General features: G+C 61.2%; 20 protein-coding genes, 1 tRNA gene and 2 pseudogenes. 15 read left to right on the forward strand and 8 right to left on the reverse strand.

Going from position 1 to position 23,209, the window contains the following annotated elements:
- Together J6524_RS31235 and J6524_RS31240 are read left to right on the forward strand one after the other, a co-directional pair.
- Nucleotides 1-206, forward strand: a 206-nt coding sequence (locus J6524_RS31235) for a transposase (RefSeq protein ID WP_225677739.1), incomplete at its 5' end; no start/stop codon positions are given.
- A 274-nt stretch (nt 207-480) separates the two neighbouring features.
- On the forward strand, nt 481-876 hold the full coding sequence (locus J6524_RS31240) for a hypothetical protein (protein WP_225677740.1): 396 nt from the start codon (nt 481-483) through the stop codon (nt 874-876).
- A 180-nt stretch (nt 877-1,056) separates the two neighbouring features.
- Here the strand turns inward: J6524_RS31240 and J6524_RS31245 are convergent, their stop codons facing one another.
- Nucleotides 1,057-2,595, reverse strand: a complete 1,539-nt coding sequence (locus J6524_RS31245; protein WP_225677741.1) for a winged helix-turn-helix domain-containing tetratricopeptide repeat protein — start codon at nt 2,593-2,595, stop codon at nt 1,057-1,059.
- A 116-nt stretch (nt 2,596-2,711) separates the two neighbouring features.
- Here J6524_RS31245 and J6524_RS31250 point away from each other — a divergent pair, with 116 nt between their 5' ends.
- On the forward strand, nt 2,712-3,158 hold the full coding sequence (locus J6524_RS31250; protein ID WP_225677742.1) for a cupin domain-containing protein: 447 nt from the start codon (nt 2,712-2,714) through the stop codon (nt 3,156-3,158).
- A gap of 1,713 nt (nt 3,159-4,871) precedes the next feature.
- Here J6524_RS31250 and J6524_RS31255 read toward each other — a convergent pair.
- Nucleotides 4,872-5,087, reverse strand: a complete 216-nt coding sequence (locus J6524_RS31255) for a hypothetical protein (protein ID WP_225677743.1) — start codon at nt 5,085-5,087, stop codon at nt 4,872-4,874.
- Between the two features lie 535 nt (nt 5,088-5,622).
- Here J6524_RS31255 and J6524_RS31260 point away from each other — a divergent pair.
- From J6524_RS31260 to J6524_RS31270, 3 genes are all read left to right on the forward strand, one after another.
- Nucleotides 5,623-5,808: a hypothetical protein gene (locus J6524_RS31260; RefSeq protein ID WP_225677744.1), complete on the forward strand. Its 186-nt coding sequence runs from the start codon at nt 5,623-5,625 to the stop codon at nt 5,806-5,808.
- Nucleotides 5,805-6,953: a hypothetical protein gene (locus tag J6524_RS31265; protein WP_225677745.1), complete on the forward strand. Its 1,149-nt coding sequence runs from the start codon at nt 5,805-5,807 to the stop codon at nt 6,951-6,953. Before J6524_RS31260 ends, J6524_RS31265 begins: the two co-directional genes overlap by 4 nt.
- A 118-nt stretch (nt 6,954-7,071) precedes the next feature.
- A complete protein-coding gene (locus J6524_RS31270; protein ID WP_225677746.1) occupies nt 7,072-7,431 on the forward strand; it encodes a GcrA family cell cycle regulator in 360 nt (119 codons plus the stop codon).
- A 191-nt stretch (nt 7,432-7,622) separates the two neighbouring features.
- Here J6524_RS31270 and J6524_RS31275 read toward each other — a convergent pair whose 3' ends face one another.
- A complete protein-coding gene (locus J6524_RS31275; protein WP_225677747.1) occupies nt 7,623-8,897 on the reverse strand; it encodes a peptidase M15 in 1,275 nt (424 codons plus the stop codon).
- Nucleotides 8,898-9,158: 261 nt separating this feature from the next.
- Nucleotides 9,159-10,940: an acyl-CoA dehydrogenase family protein gene (locus tag J6524_RS31280; RefSeq protein WP_225677748.1), complete on the reverse strand. Its 1,782-nt coding sequence runs from the start codon at nt 10,938-10,940 to the stop codon at nt 9,159-9,161.
- A gap of 279 nt (nt 10,941-11,219) precedes the next feature.
- On the opposite strand from J6524_RS31280, the gene J6524_RS31285 reads away from it, so the two are divergent.
- Nucleotides 11,220-11,294: transfer RNA gene (locus J6524_RS31285), tRNA-Gln, on the forward strand.
- 292 nt (nt 11,295-11,586) lie between these two features.
- Here the strand turns inward: J6524_RS31285 and J6524_RS31290 are convergent.
- Together J6524_RS31290 and J6524_RS31295 are read right to left on the reverse strand one after the other, a co-directional pair.
- Complete coding sequence (locus J6524_RS31290; protein ID WP_225677749.1) at nt 11,587-12,912, reverse strand: hypothetical protein; 1,326 nt, start codon at nt 12,910-12,912, stop codon at nt 11,587-11,589.
- A gap of 581 nt (nt 12,913-13,493) precedes the next feature.
- A pseudogene (locus tag J6524_RS31295) lies at nt 13,494-13,811 on the reverse strand (SDR family oxidoreductase); the annotation flags it as partial.
- A 51-nt stretch (nt 13,812-13,862) separates the two neighbouring features.
- Between J6524_RS31295 and J6524_RS31300 the strand changes: the two are divergent.
- From J6524_RS31300 to J6524_RS31335, 8 genes and pseudogenes are all read left to right on the forward strand, one after another.
- Nucleotides 13,863-14,054, forward strand: a pseudogene (locus J6524_RS31300) (SDR family NAD(P)-dependent oxidoreductase); the annotation flags it as partial.
- A gap of 221 nt (nt 14,055-14,275) precedes the next feature.
- The gene (locus tag J6524_RS31305) at nt 14,276-15,535 is read left to right on the forward strand and encodes an aromatic ring-hydroxylating oxygenase subunit alpha (RefSeq protein ID WP_225677750.1); all 1,260 of its coding nucleotides are present in this window, start codon (nt 14,276-14,278) and stop codon (nt 15,533-15,535) included.
- Entirely contained in the window at nt 15,535-16,029 is a 495-nt protein-coding gene (locus tag J6524_RS31310) for an aromatic-ring-hydroxylating dioxygenase subunit beta (RefSeq protein WP_225677751.1), read from the forward strand. The genes J6524_RS31305 and J6524_RS31310 overlap by 1 nt, the downstream gene beginning before the upstream one ends.
- Nucleotides 16,030-16,037: 8 nt before the next feature.
- Nucleotides 16,038-16,832, forward strand: coding sequence for an enoyl-CoA hydratase/isomerase family protein (locus J6524_RS31315; RefSeq protein WP_225677752.1), 795 nt, complete (start codon nt 16,038-16,040; stop codon nt 16,830-16,832).
- Between the two features lie 3 nt (nt 16,833-16,835).
- Nucleotides 16,836-17,594: an SDR family NAD(P)-dependent oxidoreductase gene (locus J6524_RS31320; protein WP_225677753.1), complete on the forward strand. Its 759-nt coding sequence runs from the start codon at nt 16,836-16,838 to the stop codon at nt 17,592-17,594.
- A complete protein-coding gene (locus tag J6524_RS31325) occupies nt 17,591-18,523 on the forward strand; it encodes an alpha/beta hydrolase (protein WP_225677754.1) in 933 nt (310 codons plus the stop codon). The genes J6524_RS31320 and J6524_RS31325 overlap by 4 nt, the downstream gene beginning before the upstream one ends.
- Nucleotides 18,520-19,713: an acyl-CoA dehydrogenase family protein gene (locus tag J6524_RS31330; protein ID WP_225677755.1), complete on the forward strand. Its 1,194-nt coding sequence runs from the start codon at nt 18,520-18,522 to the stop codon at nt 19,711-19,713. Before J6524_RS31325 ends, J6524_RS31330 begins: the two co-directional genes overlap by 4 nt.
- Before the next feature lie 19 nt (nt 19,714-19,732).
- Nucleotides 19,733-20,920: an enoyl-CoA hydratase-related protein gene (locus tag J6524_RS31335; protein WP_225677756.1), complete on the forward strand. Its 1,188-nt coding sequence runs from the start codon at nt 19,733-19,735 to the stop codon at nt 20,918-20,920.
- Between the two features lie 49 nt (nt 20,921-20,969).
- Here the strand turns inward: J6524_RS31335 and J6524_RS31340 are convergent, their stop codons facing one another.
- On the reverse strand, nt 20,970-22,127 hold the full coding sequence (locus J6524_RS31340; RefSeq protein WP_225677757.1) for an ABC transporter substrate-binding protein: 1,158 nt from the start codon (nt 22,125-22,127) through the stop codon (nt 20,970-20,972).
- Nucleotides 22,128-22,161: 34 nt separating this feature from the next.
- Entirely contained in the window at nt 22,162-23,208 is a 1,047-nt protein-coding gene (locus tag J6524_RS31345; protein ID WP_225677758.1) for a branched-chain amino acid ABC transporter permease, read from the reverse strand.
- Nucleotide 23,209: the final 1 nt, after the last annotated feature.

Consider the following 23,209-nt stretch of genomic DNA (forward strand, 5'->3'; position numbering starts at 1 on the left):
AAGAGCCCAACAAGATGACCTTACGCCGTCAAACGGCGGAGCATCCGTTCGGGACCATAAAGGCCTGGATGGGGGCGACGCACTTCCTGATGCGAAGACAGCACAAGGTTGCGACCGAGATGGCGCTCAATGTGCTCGCCTACAATCTAAAACGTGTAATAGCCATTCTGGGCTGCCGAACACTGCTGGAAGCGATGCAGACGTAAAGGATTTTGCACTGGAGCCAACTCCAGATCCGGTCCCAGACCTCTCGACCTGCCACTCGACAAAAGGGTTATCACACAGCCTGGGCCAATAGCCGCCTTATGCCGACTTATCAGCATACCTCGTGGCAGATGCAAAGTGCAACCTCAGCGCTGCAGAAGCCACAATCAGAGATATCAGTGCCACTGAGGGGATATTGCGCCGAAAAATTTAATACCCCAGGGTAGTAGTTGCTTAATTTTCACAATCCAGCGCCGACTATACAATGAGGCTGGTATGAAGCTTTTGTCCGTCGTGTTTCTTGTTGGCCTGAGCGGGACGGCCCTGGCTCAACAAGAGGCTGTCGAAGTCGGTAAAGCGATGGCCGAGCAGCTCAAGCCTTACAGGGAATGCCTCAAGGCCGAAGTCGCCAAAGCAGCGTCCAAGGAGCAAGCTCAACTTATCGTTCAGGAAGCGTGCGCAGATTTACGCCTCGGCATCAAACCCAAGCTCATAGCAACCATCCACCAGATACTGAATCCTGTCCCCCCGTCTTTCAACCCTGACGCAGCTGCTGATGGTGCATTGAAGATGACGCAAGTAGGGGCCTATTACGACTACACCGGCGAAGTTCGCGCTTTTCACCAGAGGCTTAAAAATCAAGCCGACAAACGCAAGCAAACGCGTCCTTGAGAAATCAGTAGCAATACCAAAGTCGGCTTTGGGTCACAAGCGGCGGTCGAGGATCGTTGATGCGAAGTCCGGACAGCCCCCTCAATACCAGACCAGCTGCAGGCGACGAAGTTGGTCGGCTTGGGGCCAGTTACGGACTTCAACCAATCTGCAAACGCGACTGTATCGTATTCTCTCGTACTAACTCTGCGCCCTTCGGAGGCTGCTGGCCATCTGCTCCGTCCATACCGGGTTGTGAATTCTAAGCGGCGTCAGTACGTCAGCAGGCTGCCTTGCTACACTGGCCATCTGTTGCGCACACCGCCGCGCTTGGTCCCATTTCCCCAACGCACCATAGCAGCACACGAGCACTTCCAGACTGGTCCACCAATTGGGTCGTATTTGCAGCGCGCGCTCCGCGGCTTCGAGGCCCGCTTCCGCGCGTCCGGAGAACAGCCGCGCCAACGCAAGAAGGTTAAACCAAACGAAATTTTGCGGGTCGTAGGGGCTCAGTCGCAGTCCATTTTCAATCGGTGTACTCGCTTCCGATGCGCGTCCGCTGAACAAGAGCGCCATTCCAAGGACCAAATGACCCAACGCAAAGCTGGGGCTGATCGCAATTGCCTTCCGGGCAGCACTGATCGACTGATCGAACAGGCCAGTATACGTGGTGACAATCGCAAGCGAGTAGTGTCCATAAGGGTTTCGCTCGTCCAGCTGAACGGCCTTCAAAGCCGCATCCACGCCCTCACGCAAATCCGCCGGATTATCGTCTGACCAGCCATAGGCGACCAGACCGGCGCTGACTCGAGCAAGCCAAAGGTGCCCCTCGGGAAGCTCAGGGTCCAGCTTGGTGGCATGCCGAAACAGTTCGCGAGCTTTTAGATGATTCTCAGGCGTCACCTGATGGAAGTGCCAAGTCCCCCGCCGCACGATATCCCAGGCCGTGACATTACCAGTGTGGCGCGCCGCCGCTTGCGCGCCCTCTGTTTTCAGCAGTTCAGGCTCGATCGCACCTGCCACGCGCTCTGCGATTTCGTCCTGGATCGCAAATACCTCGGTCAGTTCGAGGTCATAGCGTTCTGCCCAGATGTGTTTGCCAGATGTGGCCTGTACGAGCTGTGCAGAAATCCGGATCTTCTGACCGGATCGACGCACGCTTCCCTCGATCAGATACGCTACGCCGAGTTCTTGCGCGATCTGTTTTGCGTCGAGCGACTTGTTCTTATAGGCAAAGCTTGAATTGCGTGCGATGACGAAAAGCCAGCGAAAGCGTATCAGAGCGGTGATGATATCTTCGGTGATACCATCGGCGAGATACTCCTGCTCTTTCTCGCCACTCAGATTCACGAAGGGCAGAACGGCGACAGAAGGTCGACGTTCGGCAGCCCACGTCTTTGCCTTTGTAATCCCCTCCACCGGCTCCTTTGCCGGAGGTCCGACGAAGCGATAGCCAATCCTCGGAATCGTGGTGATCCAATCTTCGCCTCGTTCGGTCGGCCCCAATTGTTTTCTCAGCGCTGCGATCTGAACCGAGAGATTGCTCTCCTCGACTGCCGCGTCCTCCCAAGCCGCCTGCATCAATTCGCTTTTTGTGAGCACCCGGCCGGGCGAGCCAACCAGCGCCTCAAGCAACCGAAGACCTTTGTTGCTGATAGCTACCGGCCGGCCCTCCCGAAGAAGGAGTCCGCGCTGCCGATCAAGGACAAAGGGTCCGAAGGCGAAGTCAGAGGGCATCATCCGAGATTAGCGGCTTTTGCAAATTTTCGGAACATTTCGGCTTCGAATTCAAGACTTTTGGCCGGCCGATACACGAATTTATGCGCCTCGATCCGCTCACCAAACAGGAGGGTTCAATGACGGTCCTTGAAGATGTCCAGAACAACGTCAATTCGATTGCTGCACCGCGTAAAGCTTCGGTGGTCAAGACCGGCGCTGGCTACCGGGCCGAGCAGGGCAGCGACTACGAGCCCGGAGTAAGCGCGGAAACGGTGGGTTCGACCGCACTCTGGCTGGGGATGATCACACTGCCGGCCGGCAAGCGTACCCTGGCGCACGTGCATGAGCACCATGAGACGGCGCTCTACATGCTTAGCGGCGACGAAATGGAATTGTGGACTGGCGATCAGCTGCAGTATCGCGACACCGTGCGCCCCGGAGATTACATCTTCATACCTCCAAACATGCTGCATGTTGCGGTGAACCGAGGTGTAAACGCCGCCGTATTCATAGGTGCACGGAACGAAGCTACAGCTCAGGAGAGCGTCCTCCTGAGGCCCGAGATGGACCGCAAGGTCCCATAACGATCGGCAATCGCGGGCCTCCGCTGGATCAGACGGCGGGGCATGGCGCAGAGTGAAAAAAGAAGCGGCATCTGGCAAATCTGACCTCGGGCAAAGCACAAGCCAAGTCGGCTTTAGGTCACAAGCGGCGGTCGAGGATCGCTGATGCGAAGTCCTGGACTGCCCTCAATACCAGACCAGCCGCGGGCGACGAAGTTGGTCGGCTTGGGGCCAATGCCGGAAGTCCCCAATGCTCGTGAGACAGTCCCTTGCGGCAGCAACCGAGGTCATGCAGCGAGATCGTTTTTATCGGTGATATCTGACTGCTAAAGAAAGATGTTCCAGATCGCGACGCGTGCATCGCTCAGATGCCCATCGCCATCGAATTCCAAGTCTACGATCCACTGTTTGTATCCAAGGACGTTAGGGGACATGGCTTGACAATTAACGGACTCGCTTCCTTTCTGATTAGTGTTCGGTCGGTTCGTCAACCCGCGAGCTTCAAGCAAGCGCTTCCGCAATTCGATGTCAGTGATTGGTTCGACAGTAGCCTGACATCTTAGCCCTTCCTTACGAAGAAACGCGATGACTGTATCTCCATCTGTCCCGAGGGGTACCATCTTCAACAGTGCATCGCGTGCAGATGCGGAATTGTTCGTGCTTTCCTTCTCCCCATCTCGCATTTCGCCAAGCAGGCGGTTCTCGCGATAGAAGCTATCAACTTTAGCCGTCTCGTACCAAAACCAAAGCCAAAGCGATGCGAACAGCGCGGCTGGAACGGCCGTCGCCACTAAGCAGACGATAAGTGCGATTTTAGCGAGTTTCCGCACAGAACTACCGAGCTCTAAACCAGGCTAAAAGCTATGCAGCGATTTCCTAACATTTCGCCAAGTTGCATGCGGTGAATGTCCGCTCCGGGTCAAAAGGCGAGATCGGTTGCCGACGGGCTGGCTCGCTACCCGACATCGTCCTGCGCATCCTCAGAAGGATCTGCATCGACATCAACACGGTTGCATGCTCGCGAAGAAGTACCCGCTATCATGAACGCCGCCTCGCTGCGCTCCACCCATCCTGTACCCTTAGGGCAAATCACTTCTGATTTTCAGAAATCGTGTCAAGCCCCGGAAACAAAAATATTCCGCTTTCGTTCTCACCCAAATCACCGGCATAATTCCGCTTGTCTCACGGCAGATGAGGGGCGCTTCGCGATCGTCACGAACGTGCGGTGAGATGCGGTGGACGCAGCAGCGTCGGCGCGAGAAGTTGTTCGCAGGGCGGTTATCCGTGAGCGAGCAAACCGCGCAGGACGTACGACGCTGAAGCGTACGGCAAAACCGTGTGGTCCTGGCACCCGTGGCTGGTGTCAAGCTGCCGGTGGCAAATCTGATCCAACCGGGTCGAGGCGCCATCAAGCCGGCAGCGATGGAGGCCAGAGGAATTCGGCTCCAGGGAGAGCGCGGTATAAGCCGTCAAACCATTGCGCAGGGAATGCCGGGATGCTCCGGCTGTACCTGTATGCTCGTGTGCGCATCTCCTTGTGCACATTGCACACGAGACCGCGGGTGCTAGCCGGCACCCGGCATTCCCTGCTCCCTCATTTAGAGGGAAGGAATTTCAGCAAGCCTCGGGCGCATTGTGCCGCGAGAAGGCGAGGTCATGTCTACGAGTCCTGACGCAGGCAAATTCGTTATGCTAGGCAAACGTACAGCGACAGCATCAGATCGCGTGCAGCTCTCACGCCTCGTTCTTCGGCGTGTATTTGCCGAGGACGCATTTGTAGCCCTGCAATCGCCATGCGTGATACGGCCCCTTGGCGAGCCAGTCGGCGATTCCGATTTTCGCGTTGACCGCACAGGCGCCCATTGTGATGCCGGACTGCTCGCTGGTGGTAACGACCTTTTCGAGACAGAGCTGGCTGTTGCAGAGAACGGCGATAAGAGTGACGAGCATGGTGACCTTCGTTGTTGAATACCCGGTTCGCTCACGCCATGCAGGGTTCGTGCCAGCAGGATGCGCGCCCGGCCTTTAAGGAAATCGGCCCGCAAAACTACGCACTGCAAAGCCGCGCCGTTTTCGGCGCGGGACGGTCTAGTCGAACGCTCAAGGGAAACAAATTGCGGTGAAAATAGAATCCGGGTGCCGGCGATTCGCAAAGCGTAGAACTACGGTCTCTTTGACGGATTGGCCTGACTGTCATTATGCAGCAACAGTTATGCATGGCGCTGTTCGGAACGTCATCACGCCTGCAGCCGCAAAGAAGATTCAGATTGTCCGACTGATTTCCTGCTCGACAGCATTTCGGACTCAATCCTGACATCGCGCCATGTTCGCCTCGCGCCTAACGTGTGAAGCAGTTCCGCACGACGAGCCGTATGAGACATTCGTGCAACAACCAGCGTCCTAAATTCCGGAAGGCGAATCGTTGAGCAGCTACGGCCTGCTCGTGGAGATATAATCGCATCGACGAATCCAAAGGGAGTTTTCGATGTCGAAGTTTGCGATTGGCGAGCAAGTCGAAAACGTAGCCAACGATCACGAGTCGGGAACGGTTGTCGCCGTGTTTCCGACGGTCGATGGAAGCTTTAGATATGCCGTCGACACGGAAGGTTACGGCACACTGCAGTTCTTCGCCGAGGAGAAGCTGACTTTCGCCCTTACGAGGGCCCCATGACAGGCCGTGCAACCACGCGAGCGATCTCCGCGGCCGAACTGCCGGAGGGCGACAGCGATGCTGCGCGCATCAGGCATCAGCTTGATGCCTGGGCCAATGCCTCACCTCGCACCCCTAGATTGGTGGCAACACCGACGGAGGAGTTCAGTATTGAACCGCCCGGCAAGGCGGCCCCAGCGGCAAAGAAACGTAGCCGCTCCGCTTCAACGGCGGGGCGCACCAAGGCCACTAGGGCGACTAAGGCCAAGGCAGCGGAAATCAAGGCTGCGGACGTCAACGCAACGGAAGTCGAGGCTACTGAGATCAGTAGCGAGCCGGAAGTGCCCAGTGCCCCGCTAGAGCCGCCGCCGGTTTCCGCCGCGCCTGTAGTGCCTGAGATCGTTTCTCCCGTTCCCGCCCCACCAAGGCGCGAGCGCACCAGCCGGACCTTTGCCATTGCCGCGGCTCTCGCGCTGGCGACGGTGGCGGCTTATTTCTCGGTCGCCGGCATGGCCGAAATATTTCCCGGTGATCCGGTCGCGGTCATGGTGCTCGCCGCGACGATGGAAGCCGGCAAGCTCGTGATCGCTGGTTGGCTGGCCGCGCATTGGCGCCAGACCAGTTGGAAAATGCGCTCGGTCCTAGTCGCCCTCGTCGCCGGCCTTGCGTTGATCAACGCCGCCGGCGTGTTCGGCAAGCTGGTCGAGGCGCATGTCAGCGTAGCGGTCACCGCGCGTTCAGGCGTCACCGAGCGCATTGAAGCGCTGGATGCCCGTGTGGTGGCGCAAACGGCTGTTGTTGCCGACCTGAACGGTCGTATCGCGCAAATCGATCGGGCCGTCGATGAATCGACACGGCGCGGCCGGGTGACGCGGGCCCTCAACATCGTAACGCAAGAGCGCGCGACGCGGGACGGGTTGGACACGCAGCGGCAGGCCGCTACCGCAACGCTGGTTGAATTGCAGGCACAGCGCGCGGCGCTGGCCGGTGAACGCTCCCGCATCGAAGCTTCCACGGGCCCTATTCAATATCTTGCGATGATGGTCGGCGCCGCGCCCGAAGTCGCGGTGCGCTGGCTGATATTGCTGATGGTGCTCTGCTGCGATCCCGCGGCGATCGCGCTTACGGTTGCTGCTGCTGGTTCGCGGGTCAGCGAGCCGAGGTAGCGGCCGATGGCATCTCAGCGGAGCTATTGATGGCCGGATTAACGACGAGATGAGGAGTCTGCCGGCGCATCATCAGCAATGACTCGCGTCTTGCCGAGATCAGGCGTATATTATCCCAATGAGTTGGGATGCGAACGACGTAGCACTGCTCAAACAGCTCTGGGCCGAGGGCCACAGCGCGGGTCAGATCGCAAGCAGGCTCGGTCACAGCCGTAACGCAGTCAGCGCCAAGCTGAAGCGTCTGGGCCATAAGCGAGACCACAAGCCACCAACGGCGAGCCCGAAGATCGTTTCAGTGCCGACGCGACGGCCAAAGCTGGCGGCAGCCTGCGCGCGGTCGGTGGACATGGTGGTGTCCAAGCCCAAGCTGTCGAAGCCCAAGACGTCGAAAGCAAAGACGGTCGCGCAGCCGACCAGGGAATTCACCAAGCGCGAGCTTTACGCCATGCTGGCTGATGCGGTCAGGAACACGGGCTAACCGGCTAGCTGTTTTAGTCGGCTCGCCGAGCGCCGTCATGGCAGGGCTTGTTCCCACGTTCTTCAGGCGGAGAGCCAAGACGTGCATGCCCAGGACAAGCCTGGGCATGACGAGTTCTTAAGATCGAGTGCGGAAGCCCTGGGCAGCGGAATGACCTTCCCGCCATCTGCGGAAGGTGGGGCTTGAACCGGCTACATAGTCCTTGCGAGCTTTGCGGTTTTGGCGGTCTTCGCCGTCTTGGCCTGTTTTGCCTTGCCGCGAACGTCACGCGCAGCCAGCCGGCTGCCCTTCTTGCTCTTCGCTTCGGCGACTTTCTTGCTCTTAACTTCCGCGACTTTCTTGGTCTTTGCCTCCGCCACTTGAGTCTTCGCTCCGCCGCGGCGGGAGACATATTCCTGGCCGTCGATCGGCGCGACGTGAGGCGGATCCCGGTCGAGATAGGGCCGTCCGATCCCAAAATCCTTGCCGCGTTCGTCAATCCACTTCCAGAGCTTTTCAGTGGAGACCCATCGCTGCGCCCGGGTCGCTCCCTTGACGCTCACAATGTCGGCCGCAACCCCGCGGCCATAGCCGCCGCGGAGGCTGCCGCCATGGTAAGACCTATCGGTAGCCGCCTTCAGGCCGCTTGCGATCGATTGACGATAGTCGTCGCGGAACGCGCTGGTGATGCCGGGATGCAGGCCGGCCTGCTCGGCTGCGTGCAGGGTGTGAAAGAGCTTCAGCTTGAACTTCCGGTCCATGCCGCCGATCACATAGTCCATCATCGACATGCCGGCTCTTTCAGCGGCCTTCGGATCCTTCCATGTGAAGTCCTCGTCGACACGCTTGGTGAAGGTCCTGGTGACGGTCACCATCTTGCCTTTGCGCTTGATCGTCACCTTGCGCCGTTCATGCACCTTGATGGCGTCGATCTTGGGCGCCCGTTCGTACAGGGCCCACAGGTATCGATCGATGCAGATCTCCGCGACCAGGCACTCCTCATTGATTTCGAGGATGCCGATCGACGGCGGGGCATTGTCGGGCACCGGATCGGTCGGGGAGACCATCGCCAGCTCGGCGGGCGGCTCCTCGGGCGGCAACACCTGCGAAGGATCGCTCAGCGAAATCTCGAAAAGCGATATCGGCTCATAATTAGAGAGGTGCGCCGTCGTTTCGGCGACTTTTCTCATCACGGATGAATCGGCGGCTTCAGGCACGACAACGTCACCGGGGTCGGCGCTAGCCAGAACGACCCTCTGCGGCGCGTCTGCCTGCGGCGTGTCGGTGGGCGCGGGACTTGTGATGAGAGATGGACCGGGGCGTTCTACGGTTGGCACCGCGGCGGTCCGCTCGACGGCAGCACTGATCTGCTGGATGGGAGCAGAGCCTAGTCCTGCGAGCCAGGCGAGACCACAACTCGCAAGAGCGAGGCCCGCGACAACGTTGATTCGGCGCTGCGCCTTCGTTGCCAATCGCCATGGGTCCATGATCCGGCCTCCCCAAGGCTCCCGCATGAGCCCGATTACAAAGCCAAGCACGCGACGGCTCATTCTTCGGATTGCGAAATCAATGCGCAACGGCCGGCGGCTACGGGGTTGATTCTTTTTTACGGGGTGTTGCTCCGATACAACGCGCAAATGGAACTTATTGTGTCTTTCCGGGACTTATGGCCACACGACAGGACGTCAGCGGCAGAGTAGGGCGGATTAGCGATAGCGTAGCGCTGCGCTGATCCGCCCTACGAGCTGTTACCCCAGCAACACCGCATCCGCGCCGTTCACGGCATCGGCGGAGTCGGTCACCGTCTTCTCCAGCGAGGCTGACTGCACGGTGATGTTCTCGGCAAAGAACCGCGCCACCGTCACATAGCGCTGCGGATCGCCGCTCTCGCCATTGCTCTTGGCAGCGAGCGCTTCGCCGGCCAGCATGCAGCCGCCGAGCGTCGAGCCGAACAGGCGTAAGTAAGGCGTCGCTCCGGCGAGGGCGTCGTTCGGCGCTGATGTCACGCGCTCCAGCAGCCACTTGCTGGCGCGTTCCAGCGAACCGAGCGCGTCGCGGAGCTTGGCGCCCGTCGTGCCGAAGGCCGGATCGTTCGAGGTCTCGACCTGCTTGACGATGCCGTTGAGCTCATCGAGCAGCGCCCAGACCGACGCGCCGCCGCTCGCGGCGAGCTTGCGCGTCACGAGGTCGATCGACTGGATGCCGTTGGTGCCCTCGTAAATCGAGGTGATGCGCGCGTCGCGGTAATGTTGCGCGGCCCCGGTTTCCTCGATGAAGCCCATGCCGCCGTGAACCTGCACGCCGAGATACGTCACCTCGTTGCCGATGTCGGTGGAGAACGCCTTTGCGATCGGCGTCAGCAGTGCGCCGCGGGCGGCGGCATCGGCGCGGACCTTCGGGTCCTTGGCGCGTGCGGCGATGTCGAAAGCCACGGCGGTGGCATAGCAGATCGAGCGTGCGGCGGCCGTCATGCTGCGCATCTGCAACAGCATGCGCTTGACGTCGGGATGCACGATGATCGGATCGAGCCCGTCGCCCTTCTTGCCGACGGCGCGGCCTTGGCGGCGTTCCTGCGCGTAGGCCAGCGCCTGCTGGTACGCGCGGTCGGCGATGCCGACGCCCTCGAGACCGACGCCGAGGCGGGCCTGGTTCATCATCGTGAACATGCACTGCATGCCCTTGTTTTCCTCGCCGATCAGGTAGCCGACGGCGCCGCCGTGATCGCCCATCGTCATGGTGCAGGTGGGGGAGGCGTGCATGCCGAGCTTGTGCTCGACGCCAGAAGGATAGATATCGTTGCGCGCGCCGAGCGAGCCGTCGGCGTTGACGAGGAATTTCGGAATCAGGAACAGCGAAATTCCCTTGGTGCCCGCGGGCGCATCGGGAAGGCGCGCCAGCACGAAATGCACGATGTTGTCGGTCATGTCGTGGTCGCCATAGGTGATGAAGATCTTGCTGCCCTTGATGCGGTAGGTGCCGTCTTCAGCACGCTCGGCGCGGGTGCGCAGCGCACCGACGTCGGAGCCCGCCTGGGGCTCGGTGAGCTGCATCGTGCCGGTCCATTCGCCGGATACCAGCTTTGCCAGATAGATCTTCTTGAGTTCCTCGCTGCCATGGGCATCGAGCGCCTCGATCGCCGACAGCGTGAGCAGCGGGCAGAGGCCAAAGGCGATGTTCGAGGCGCTCCAGATTTCGGTGCAGGCGGCGTTGATGGCGAGCGGCAGGCCCTGGCCACCGAATGCTTCCGGGCCGGACACCGCGTTCCAGCCTGCGGCGGCCCAGCGCTGATAGGCGTCCGGCCAGCCGGGCGCGGTCGTCACCTTATTATCTTCGAGCTTGATGCCGTGTTCGTCGCCCACCCGGTTCAGTGGCGCCAGCACGTCGCCGGCGAACTTGCCGGCTTCCTCCAGCACGGCGGCGGCAATGTCGGCGTCGAAGTCGCCGTAGTGGCCGGCCTTCACGGCCGCCTGCAGGCCTGCGCCGTGGTTGAGCGCGAGCAGGATGTCGGAGATCGGCGCGCGGTAAGTCATGACGAAAATCTCGCTTTTGGGTAATGATCTGCCGCCGTCTTCCCACGAAACCGGGGTTCTCTCAACTCTCCGCCGGGCGGTATTCGTCCCGCCCGGGGCAGCGAGACCGGTCCCAGGGACCTGCGGCTATGACACATTATTAAGGGAGGCCTCGACAGGGGCATTTTGGCGTGAAATTCGTCCCCGCAACCTGTTGAAATGGCGTGGCTCTCTCTATAGACCGGCGTTACCGGAAGACGGATCGGCGCCGGTCGATCCCCGCGTTCCGGCCGGCGCTGTTGGGGCGTAGCCAAGCGGTAAGGCAGCGGATTTTGATTCCGCCATTCGGAGGTTCGATCCCTCCCGCCCCAGCCAGAGCCAACGCTCTGATTTTGTTATGAAAACAGCATTGATCGAGGCAGAATTTCCAGCGCATTTGGAAATTCCGTTGCCTCCCATTTGGAAATTCTGTGCTGGTTTCGTTTTCGGTCGAAGGAAGATGAAAGTCGTCGCGCGTTCAATGTCGCGCAACTTATCAAAATACGAATTGAGCGGATGAACGCCGTCTGCGCGTTGCAAGCTTCCGACCGCTGCCGTTGATGTCGCGTGCGGGATCAACAGTTGCAGAGCCCCGCCGCCTTTTGCAGCGCTCAAGGAAACGCGAAGTCTATCTTTGAGATCGGACGCTAGTCTTCGAAATTGGGGAGGTCTGCATTTCGTCTCGAGGTGATGCTGCTCCATCAGCATTCTGCTGATCGAGCTCCTTCTGCGCCAGGAGATGTGCATGCCGCTTACGGGTCGCAGCCAACGCTCGCATCATCGTTTCCTTTGCATAGCCGCGATAGGCCTGTGCGGTCTTATGGCCCGAGAGCGCACGACCCTGGCCGTCCGTCAGTTCGGCTTCCTCAAGCTCGGTCATGCCACCGTGTCGACAGGCATCAAGCGTGAACAGCTTTGACACGCCGTCGATCTTCTTGCGCATCTGCTGCACCACTTTTTCCATGCCCGGGTAGGACCACACTTTGGCATCGCCCTTGCGTTCACCCTTTTGGATCCGACGCATGATCATCGGGACGCCGAGCTTAGGCAGATGGCTCAAAACGTCCTCCGCTTCGGCGTAAAACTTGACGGTCTCTCCGTCGAGAGTCTCTTCTAGCGGATGCCAGACCAGCGCCTTGTTCTTGTGGTGCTCGATGCGGACAGCGTGTGGCCAGTTTCTGCTGCGATAGTCGGGCCAAGTCAAAAACCCGGCCACCACGTTCTCTGGCCGTTGCAGCCATTCAAAGCAGATCACCGCGACAGCCGCGGGTTCAGGCCGGCCTTCCTTGATGCAGCCCCACGCAAATTTATAGACCTCTTCGCGCGTGACCGCATGCTTCTTGGTTTTGGTGCGGCTCTTGAGGGTGAAATCATCCCAGGGGTTCGGATGCTTCTTGTCGAACAACTCCGGGTGTAGACGACGCATGATCCGCCACACCTTTCGGCAGAGCCCGACGACCTTTTCTCCCTGCCGCAGTCTGATGCCGTTCGGCCCGTTGATGATTTTGTCGTAGATCTTATCGGCGGCTCGTGGCGTAACGTCCATGATCTGCCGTTCGCCAATCCGCCGTCCGTTCTTATCGACGGTGTCGCAGATCATTTGCATGATCCGTTCGTAATCGGGGCGGGACCGTGGTGAGACCTTCTCGGTATACGCCTTCTCCGTCTTGTATTGCCGGAACAGCCAATCGATCGTGCCATAGCGCGCGATCTTTCCCTGCTCACCCGGCTCCCCTCTGCGGTGGTTGTTCCATTCATCGAAGAGCGCATTGAGCGTGGCAGCGCGTCCGCCTTTTCCCTCTTCACCGCATGCGACCTCGTAGCTCGTCCCAAGTGGCTCATTCGCCATCTCGCAGCCGAGATTGCGGTAATAGGTGGGGATCCGGAAATAGAACGCGACCGAACCGCGGGCAAGCCGACGCACCTCCACAAACCGTGGAAGCGGCCGCTCCAACGTCACAAATCCTCGGCGAGGTCGCCCGGCACCATGTCCGGCGCGATAGCTCGGTCCAGATCGTCTCTCAACCACAGCTGACGCCTCCCTTCTTTCACGCGTGGCTGAGGATACTCCTTACCGACTCGTTTGAGAAAGGCTTCTACAGTCGGTTCGCCGCAATATCCGGCTGCGAATGCGGCTGGCATACGGCGCGGCCAAGAGCCTGCAGGAATTGCGGCAGAACGTGACATTGCGATCAGTGAAATCGGCTTCAGTCATATGGTGTACCGATGCATCATGCAGATCTCCGCCGGGGCTTGAAACCGAGACTGCAGGAGATCGCGCAAGAGGGTAGTAGATCGTACTAAAGGGATACATTGAGCGGAGCCGCAGCTGGCAGCGAGGCCAACACTTATGACCTTGCTTTCCCTATCCTTTCCGGTTGTGCCTCACTCTTAATCAGCGGGTCCCAGATTCGAGCCCTGGTGCATCGCGAAATCAAGCATGTATGGCAGGTTGTTAGAGTCCCATTCCGACGACCTGAGTCAGCGGCTGTTACGACAGCTAGCGGCTTTAACCGCGAAACTGCTGCCGCCTAATCAGAATGTTCCGGGATAAGCGCCGCCGTCGATCAGCAGACTCTGGCCAGTGATATAGCCGGCCTGCGCGGAGCACAGGAAAGCACATGCCGCGCCGAATTCGTCCGGGTGGCCGAACCGCTTGGTCGGATTGGTCACACGGATCTCCTCCGTGACCTCTCTGACCTCGCGGGATGAATTCTTCGCCAGCGCCGCCAGGTTGGATTTCAGCCGGTCAGTGTCGAAGGTGCCGGGCAATAGATTGTTGATCGTCACATTGTGCTCGGCGACCGAGCGCGCTAGGCCCGCCACAAAGCCGGTAAGACCAGTGCGGGCGCCGAACTTCGACCATTCCCTGGCGTTCGGACGAATACCGTTTGCTTCGGCGTCGTCGAGACTCCCATGACCGAGACGATCAGGGGCGAGAAGTTTCGTGATGGCGTGCTGGCGCGGATTCCGATGGGACGTTGGGCCACGCCGGAAGAAGTCGTAAAGCCCGTGTGTTTCCTGCTCTCGGATGCCGCTTCTTACATTACCGGGCAGCACATTGCCGTGGACGGCGGGTATCATATTTCTCTCTGATCGACTTATCGCTCGGTAGCGTGCCCCAGAAGGGGAGCGGCTGCGGTCTGAGGTCCCGACAATCCCAATCTTGCCAACCCTTTCCTCTGGGCTGCTACGCGGGGCCTAAAGAGGGCTTGATCAGCGGAGCGGTTGTCGCTATTATTTGAACGGTCAGTCGGATTATTAATGACCCGCGACTCAGAGCGCGGGCGCCGATGTTCTATTGGGAGGGAGCCGCGATGAACGTGATGCCGCGCGCGTCGCAGTGGGGCGAATTGATCCGTTCGGACCGGGTGCACGGCTCGCTCTATACCGATCCGGCCATCTTCGAAGCCGAGCTGCAGAACATCTGGTATCGCACATGGGTTTATGTCGGGCACGAGAGCGAGGTGCCGAAGGCCAACGACTACGTCGTCAAGTCGATTGGCCCGCAATCCGTGATCATGACGCGCGACGAGCAGGGCAGGGTGAACCTCCTGCTCAATCGCTGCTCGCACCGTGGCAACCAGGTCTGTTCCTATGAGCGGGGCAACGCGCGCTCGTTCACCTGTCCGTTCCACTCCTGGACATTCGCCAATGACGGCCGGCTGGTCGGCTATGCCTTTCCCGACGGCTATGAGGGGCAGGACAAATCGCTGCTTGTGCTTGGCCGCGTTACCCGCGTCGAATCCTATCGCGGTTTTGTGTTCGGCTCCTTTGCGGCCGAAGGGCCGACATTAAGGGAGCATCTCGGCGCCGCCGCCGAACCCATCGACCGCCTAGTGCGAACCTCGCCGGAAGGCGAAGTCGAGATCACCGCGGGGTTCCTCAAGCACCGCGTCAAGGCCAATTGGAAATTCATCCTCGAGAACGAGTGTGACGGCTATCACCCGGCCTTCGTGCATTCCTCGATCTTCGGCGTGGCCGACAGCGCGATCGGCAAGCTCTATGGCGGGGCGTCCACGGCGCTGACGCGCGACTATGGCGGCGGCCATACCGAAATCGACCTGCGGCCGGAGTTCCGCAAACGCGACGTGCCGATGAGCTGGTTCGGCACGACGACCGAGCGGCTGCCGGACTACACCGCGCGGATGAACGCCGCCTATGGCGAGCGAGAAGCGCGCGAGATCATGATCGACGGCACGCCGCATGTCATGATCTTTCCCAACCTGTTCATCGCCGAAATCCAGATGTTCGTGATCCAGCCGCTGGCGGTCGATGACAGCGTGCAACATGTCACTGCACTGCAGTTCAAGGGCGCGCCGGATCTCAATCGCAGACTGCGTCAGCAGACCATGGGTTCGGTTGGTCCTGCCGGCTTCCTACTGGCCGATGATTCCGAGATGTACGAGCGCTGTCATCGCGGCGTGCTGGCGCGCAATCCAGAATGGATCTTTCTGGGACGCGGCGAGAAGCGCGAGCGCACCGACGAGCTCGGCTTCAAGGTCGGGCACGTCACCGACGAGGTGCCATCGCGCGGTATCTGGCGCCACTACCGCAAGCTTATGGAGGCGCGGTAATGCTGTCGCGCGAGAGCAGCTCCACCTTACTTGGCGCCGTCACGGCGTTCCTCTACAAGGAGGCGCGTTTGCAGGATGAGCATCAATATGAGGCCTGGGAAGCACTGTGGACCGACGACGGCGTCTACTGGGTGCCGGCCAACGGCGCCGATATCGACCCCGAAAGGGAGATGTCGATCATCTATGACAATCGATCGCGAATCGCGCTGCGCGTCAGGCAGTTGATGACCGGAAAACACTTCACACAAACGCCGCAGTCGCGGCTGCGGCGGCTGGTATCCAATATCGAGCTTCTGGACCAGCAGGCCGGTGGCGACATTGCGGTCGGCAGCAATAGCATGATCTTCGAGTCGAGCCTGCGCGACGACACGATCTGGGCGGCCCGCAACGAGTACCGGCTGCGCCATGTCGATGGCGAATGGCGCATGGCCTACAAGAAGGTCACGCTGGTCAACAACGACAAAGCCATCTACACGCTTTCATTCCTGGTGTGACGGACGCCATGATCGACAAGGGACCGGTTCTGCTCGATATCGCCGACGGCATCGCGCGCCTGCGGCTCAATCGTCCCGATGCCGCCAACGGCATGAGCGTCGAGCTCCTGAGAGCGCTGTGCGACGCGATCATGGCGTGCCACGGCCATCCAGACCTACGGGTGGTGCTGCTGAGCGGCGAGGGCGCGAACTTCTGCGCCGGTGGTGATGTCCGCGCCTTTGCTTCCAGAGGCGAGAAACTACCGGACTACATCCGCCAGGCAACAGCGCATCTGCAGAATGCGGTGACCGGACTGCTGCGGCTCGAGGCTCCCGTGATCGCCTCGGTGCACGGATTCGCCGCTGGCGGTGGCGGCTTCGGCCTGGTCTGCGCCTCAGACGTCGTGGTCGCCGCCGAGTCGGCAAAGTTTCTGGCAGGCGCGACGCGCGTTGCGATGGCGCCGGATGCCGGCGTTTCGGTCACGCTGTCGCGGCTGGTCGGGTTGCGGAAGGCGATGTCGATCCTGCTGACCAATCCGGTGATCTCTGCGGCGGAGGCGCTGCAGATGGGCATCGTTACCAGGGTCGTACCGGATGGAGAACTTGCGAGCGCCTCGCTTGCCCTCGCGCAAGAACTTGCGGCCGGCGCGCCAAAGGCGCTGGCGGCGACCAAGCGGCTGGTCTGGGCCGGCACCGGCACCAGCATCGAGCAGTGCTTGTCGGAGGAGGCGCGCACGGTGGCGGAGCTTTCCGGAATGGCCGATGCGCGCGAAGGCCTCGCTGCCGTGATCGAGCGGCGCGCGCCGAAATTCACAGGGCGCTAAGCCGTGACGGCCGCCAGCCCATTATCCTTTGGACGGCTGGATGGCCGCCGCGCTTTTGTCTCCGGCGGAGCGCACGGCATTGGCGCAGCAATCGCGCGCAGCTTTTCCGCAGCCGGCGCAAGCGTCATGATCGCCGATCTCGATGCAGCGAGCGCAAACGCTGTGGCCAGGGAGGCAGATGCGACGGCGGTGCGCCTCGACGTCAGTGACGCCGGCAAGGTGCGGAAAGCAATCGCCGAGCACGGCCCGTTCGACATCGTCGTCAACAATGCCGGCGTCGACCAGCACGCCTTCTTCACCGATACCGATGCGGAAGACTGGGCGAGGCTGATCGCGGTCAATCTCGTATCGGCGCTGGCCTGTACCCATGCCGCGTTGCCTGCCATGCAGGCGGCCCGTTTCGGGCGCATCATCAACATCACCTCGGAAGCCGCGCGGCTCGGCTCGAAAGGCGGCGCGGTTTATGCTGCTGCCAAAGGCGGCGTGATCGCCTTCACCAAGAGCGTGGCGCGCGAGAATGCGCGCTACGGCATCACGGCTAATGCGATCGCCCCGGGTCCGATACGCACGCCGATGCTGGAACAGGCAGTGGGCGAGGGTGGCGAAAAGCTGCTTCGCGCCATGACGGAGGCGACACTGTTGCGGCGGTTAGGCGAACCGGAGGAAGTCGCGGCCGCCGCGCTGTTCCTCGCGTCCGATCAGGCGTCGTACATCACCGGCGAAACCATCGGCGTGTCCGGCGGCATGGGGCTGGGCGGATGACTGAGGTCAGTAACAAAACCGCGGTCGATCCCGTGGAGCGCGCAATCCGCCGCATCCAGTCCGTCTATGGAAGCTGGAACCGGAACACATCGGTTGCGCAGATGCGCAGCGATTGGGATGCGGCCTTTGCCGGCTGCACGGTACCAGAGTCTTGCCGGCAGGCATCTGCCGACGGCGTCGATGGCGAGTGGATCGTTCCGGCAGATGCGCCGCGCGACAAGGCGATCCTCTACTTTCACGGCGGCGGATTTCGTCTGGGTTCGATCGCCTCGCATCGCGATCTGATCGCGCGGATCGCGGACGCGAGTGGATGTCGCGTCCTCGCGGTCAACTATCGCCTGGCACCGGAGCATCGCTTCCCGGCCGCACTGGAGGATGCGCTCGCAGCTTATACCTGGCTGCGCGAGCAAGATTTCAAGCCCAAGGACATCGTGCTTGCCGGAGATTCCGCCGGAGGCAATCTCGTGCTCACGGCGATGCTCAGCCTGCGCCACCGCGGCGAAGCGCTTCCTGCAGCCGGCGTGCTGATGTCGCCATGGACTGATCTCGCCGCGACTGGCGAGAGTTACTTGAGCCGGGCCACCGCCGATCCAATTCACCAACGTTCAATGATCCTTGCCCTCGCAAAGGGCTATATGGGTGACGGTGGCGATCCGTTCGACCCGCTAGCCTCGCCGCTCTATGCCGATCTCGTGGGCCTGCCGCCGCTCTTGATTCATGCCGGCGATCGCGAGACCGTGCGCGATGACGCCACGATGTTGGCGGAGAAAGCAAAGGCCGCCGGCGTCGATGTCGAGCTGAAAGTCTGGGACGGCATGATCCACGTGTTCCAGATGTTCTCCGAAATCCCGCAGGCGCAGACAGCGATGGCCGCGATCGCGAGTTTCCTGCGCCGGCACCTTCGCCTCGAGGCCGAGAGGGTACGATGAATGTCATGACCGCCGATCCCCGCACCTCGAATGAAGCGGAATTTCAATTCGCCGACCCGCCGAATCTCTCGGAAGAGCTGAGGATGCTGCGCGAGCAGGTCCGCCGCTTTGTCGAAAAAGAAGTGGTGCCGCATGGCGAGCAGTGGGAGCGCGACGGAAAGATCCCGCGCGAAATCTTTCGCCGCATGGGCGCGCTCGGTTTCCTGGGCATGCGCCACGAGACCGTGTATGGCGGCACCGACATGGGGCCGCTCGCCTCGATGGTGTTTGCGGAAGAGCTCGGCCGTTCGAGCTTCGGCGGTTTTACCTCATCGACCCTGGTGCATTCCGACATGTCGGCGGTGCACATCACCTTGCGCGGCACGCCGGCGCAGAAGCAAAAATATCTGCCGGCGATCATCCGGGGCGAGACGGTCTGCTCGATCGCAGTGACCGAACCCCATGCCGGCTCCGACGTCGCCGGCCTGAAGACGCGGGCGCGACGTGATGGTGACTGCTGGGTGATCAACGGTTCAAAGATGTTCATCACCAATGCGGTCTATGGCGACATCCTGATCGTGGCGGCACGTACCGATCCCGCAGCAAAGGGCAGCCGCGGCATTTCGCTGTTCATCGTCGAGCGCAACACGCCCGGCATATCTGTGACAAAACTCGACAAGCATGGCTGGCTCTGCTCCGACACCGCCGAGATCGGCTTTCAGGACGTGCGCATCCCCGCCGAGAATCTGCTCGGCGAGGAGAACCGCGGCTTCTACGGCATCATGGAGACCTTTCAGAACGAGCGCATCTGCATCGGCGGAATCTGTGCCGGCGAATGCGCCAAGGCGATCGAGCTGACGACGAGCTATGTGAAGACCCGGCAGGCTTTTGGAGGTCCGCTGTGGAATCAGCAAGGCGTCCGCCTGAAGCTTGCCTCGCTCGCCGCCAAGGCCGCCGCCGCGCGGGCGCTGGCCTATCATGCTGCTGAACTTGCGGAAGCCGGCAAGCCTTGCGAACGCGAGGTATCGATGGTGAAGGCGTTGTCGCCGGAAGTGCTGCACGAGGTCGTGCATGGCTGCCTGCAACTCCACGGCGGTACCGGCTTCATGCGGGGCACGCCGATCGAGCGCATGGTCCGCGACGCGCGCGTGCTGACGATCGGCGGCGGCGCCACCGAAGTGATGCTCGAGGAAGTGGCGAAGCGGATGTAAGGCCGCAGGAGTGTGGGTCATGGAGAACGGCAAGCCTGCTGAACTGGCACGCATGCTTTACGCAGCGCTTGCTGCGGGCGATCGAGATCAACTCGACCGGCTGCTCCACCCGGAGTTCGTCGGCCGCACGGCCGAGGGAATGCCCTTTGGCATTGGCGGCCGGCACGAGGGCCCAATGGCGATGCGCCGCAACGGTTGGGGTGCGATTGCCCGGCACTTTGAAGCCCGCGCCGAGCCGGAACAGGTTCTTGATCTTGCCGACGGCCGCTTGCTGGTGACCGGCCGCTATCGCGGTCGCGGCAAACGGAACGGCGGACCGCTCGACGCGGCATTTGCGCATCTGATTACGGTGGAAGCGGGCCAGATCCGGGCGCTTGAGCAGTTCACCGATACGGCGCGTTGGTGTGAGGCCGCCGGGCCGCTGCGAACCGTGTCGCTCGGCATTGCCGGTGGCGTCGCTACTCTGCGCCTGAACCGACCCGACCAAGGCAACGCGATTAATCCCTATATGGCTGCCGATCTCCTTGAGGCGGCAACGCTGATCGCCGAAGATTCGACGGTCCGTGCCGTCCTGATCGCGGGTGATGGACCGAATTTTACGGTCGGAGGCGACCTCGCCGTATTCGCCGGCACTGAACGAGAGAAGTTGCCGGACCGGTTGCGCCGGATGATCGACAGCTATCATCTGGCGATAGAGCGGCTGACCGGTCTCGATGCCCCCGTTGTGGCGGCCGTGCGCGGCGGCGCCGGCGGAGGCGGCCTTGGCTTGTTGTATGCCGCTGATATCGTCGTCGCGGCCGATGATGCACGCTTTGCACTTGGCTACGGGGCGTTGGGTCTGACTGCCGACGGCGGCAATACCTGGTTCCTGCCGCGCATGGTCGGCATGCGGCGAGCGCAAGAGCTCTTCCTGCTCAACCGCCGCCTGACCGCACAGGAGGCTCTCCAGCTCGGACTGGTGTCGCGTCTTGTGGCCAGCGATGCGGTCGAAGCGGAGGCTGCCGGGCTTGCGGCGAAGCTCGCGACCGGCCCGACGCTTGCCTACGGAGCCATACGGCGCATGCTGCGTCAGTCCTTTGAGACCAGCCTCTCGGACCAGCTGGATGCTGAAAAGGAATCGATCGTCGCTGCCAGCCGCAGCGACGATGCCGGCGAGGGAATTGCCGCCTTCATGGCGAAACGCCGGCCGGAATTCCAAGGCCGATAGTGAGGGAGCCCCAGTGGGCGTGCATCCTTCGCCGGGGCTCGACCGCCAGCTAGTTCACCGGCTTGAAGCTGAGCGTTGAGAAGTCCGCCCGTATGATCTGCAGCTTCTGGTTCGAGAAGCGGACGCCTGGGCCGAAGCTGATCGGGGCCATAACGCCGGTCTCGACGTTCTTGGTTTTCTCCAGCTCGGAGATGGTGCAGGCCCAGGTCGGCTGCTTGCCGCATCGTTCGATCGCTGAAATCAGCACCTTGGCCGCTGCATATCCGGACATCGTATAGCGGTTGATGCCCTTGAATTCGGCCTCCGACACCAGCGGCTTTGCCTTTTCCAGGAACGCCTTTCCGGCTTCGCCTGCAAACGGCTCGACATAGTCGACGGCATAGATGCCGTCGCCAGCGGGGCCCATCAGCTTCAGCACGGGCTCGACGCGGCCGGGCCAGAAGATGCCTGTCACCGGCTTGACGTTGAGTTTTTCAAGCTCCTTCATCATCGCGATATTCTCCGCGATGATGCCGCCGGCCAGAAACACTTCCGCGCCGGAATCCTTAAGCTGAAGCATGTCGGACGAAAAATCCTGCTGGCCCTTCTTGTAATTGCCGCTGTAGACGACCTTCAGCTTCTTTTCCTTGACGACGCTGTCGAAGCCGTCGCGCACGGTGATGCCGTAGTCGTCGTCCTGCGTGATCAGGCCCCACTTCTTGTTGGGGTTCTTGTCGGCGAGATACTTTACCAAGTGGATGATGCCTTCCTCATAGGACTGGCCGACCACGAACACGTTCTTGCGCGGAGGCTCCCAGAGAAATTTTACCGGCGCAACATCAATCACCGTGGGAATACCCGCCTTCTCCAGCACGGGCATCACGGCGATGGACTGGCCGGAGCCGGAGATGCCGAGCATCGCAAAGGCCTTGTCGACCTCGATGACCTTCTTGACGCCCTGGATGGTGCGCGCGGTGACATAGCCGTCGTCTTCCAGCACGTACTTGATCTTGCGGCCGTTGATGCCGCCGGCGTTGTTGGCCTCCGCGATCGCGATCTTGTGGCCGATCGAGGCGGCAACGCCCAGCAGCGCCGGCGGGCCGGTGAGGGGCTCGACGTCGCCGATCACGATCTCGGTGTCGGTGATGCCTTGCTGTGCGAGCGTCGGTCCGTCGGAAAGCAGGACGCTCGCGAACAGCAGCGAAGCAGACGCCAGATATTTATTCATTTCCCTTCCTCCCTTTGTGTGTTTGTTGTCCTGGTCAGTAACGCAGCGGCCAATGCACCCATGTCCGCCTAAGATCGTGCCAGACGCCGACGAGGCCGCGCGGCTGGAAGCGCAGGAACAGGATGATGGCAAGGCCGTAGAGCATGCTCTTCAGCTCCTGCGCGCCGGTCGAAAACAGCGCATCCATCTGGGCGCTGAACAGGCTGAACACGAGGCGCGTCGCTTCCGGCAGCAGCACGATCAGCACCGTGCCGAGCACCGCGCCGAGTGCCGAACCAAGCCCACCGACGATCAGGATGGCGAGCGCCTCGATCGAGAGCAGGAAGGGGAAGCCTTCCACGCTGACAAAGGAGAGATAGATGCCGTAGAGCGCCCCGGAAATGCCGGTTATGAAGGCGGAGGTGACGAAGGCGAGCAGTTTGTATGCATGCAGATTGATGCCCATGACTCGAGCGGCGGTATCGTTGTCGCGGATCGCGACAAAGGCGCGGCCAACTCGGCTGCGGCGGATGTTGAGCGTGGCAAACAGCGTGGCGATGGCAAAGCCCAGGCAAAGCCAGGTGAAGGCCACGTCGCTGTCGAAGCTGATGCCGAAGAGTTCCGGCCGCTGCACCGCGATGCCGCGGGCGCCGTTGGTGAGCGTGCGCGCTTCCAGGATCACCGTGTTGATGATGAAGGAGAACGCGAGCGTGGTAATGGCGAGATAGAGGCCTTTCAGGCGCAGTGACGGCGCGCCGACGATAAGGCTGGCGAGCGCGGGCACCACGCCGGCGCCGAGGAAGCCGACGAGCGGATGCATCTGATATTTGGATACAAGAATCGCATAGGCATAAGCTCCGGTGACGAGGAAGCCGACATGGCCGAGCGAGATCAACCCGGTATAGCCGGTCAGGATGTTGAGGCCGAGCGCGCCGACCACGGTGATCAGGATGATCGTCACAAAGGAGAGCGCGTAGGCATTCAGCGCATAGGGGGCGCCGATCAGGGCCAGAACCAGCACCACAGACCACAGCCAGACCGGCGGTGAATCGACAAGGGCAACCAACTCGCCATAGGTCTGCTTGTAGTCACCGGTGCGCATC

It is taken from the genome of Bradyrhizobium hereditatis, assembly GCF_020329435.1.
Lineage (GTDB): Bacteria > Pseudomonadota > Alphaproteobacteria > Rhizobiales > Xanthobacteraceae > Bradyrhizobium > Bradyrhizobium hereditatis.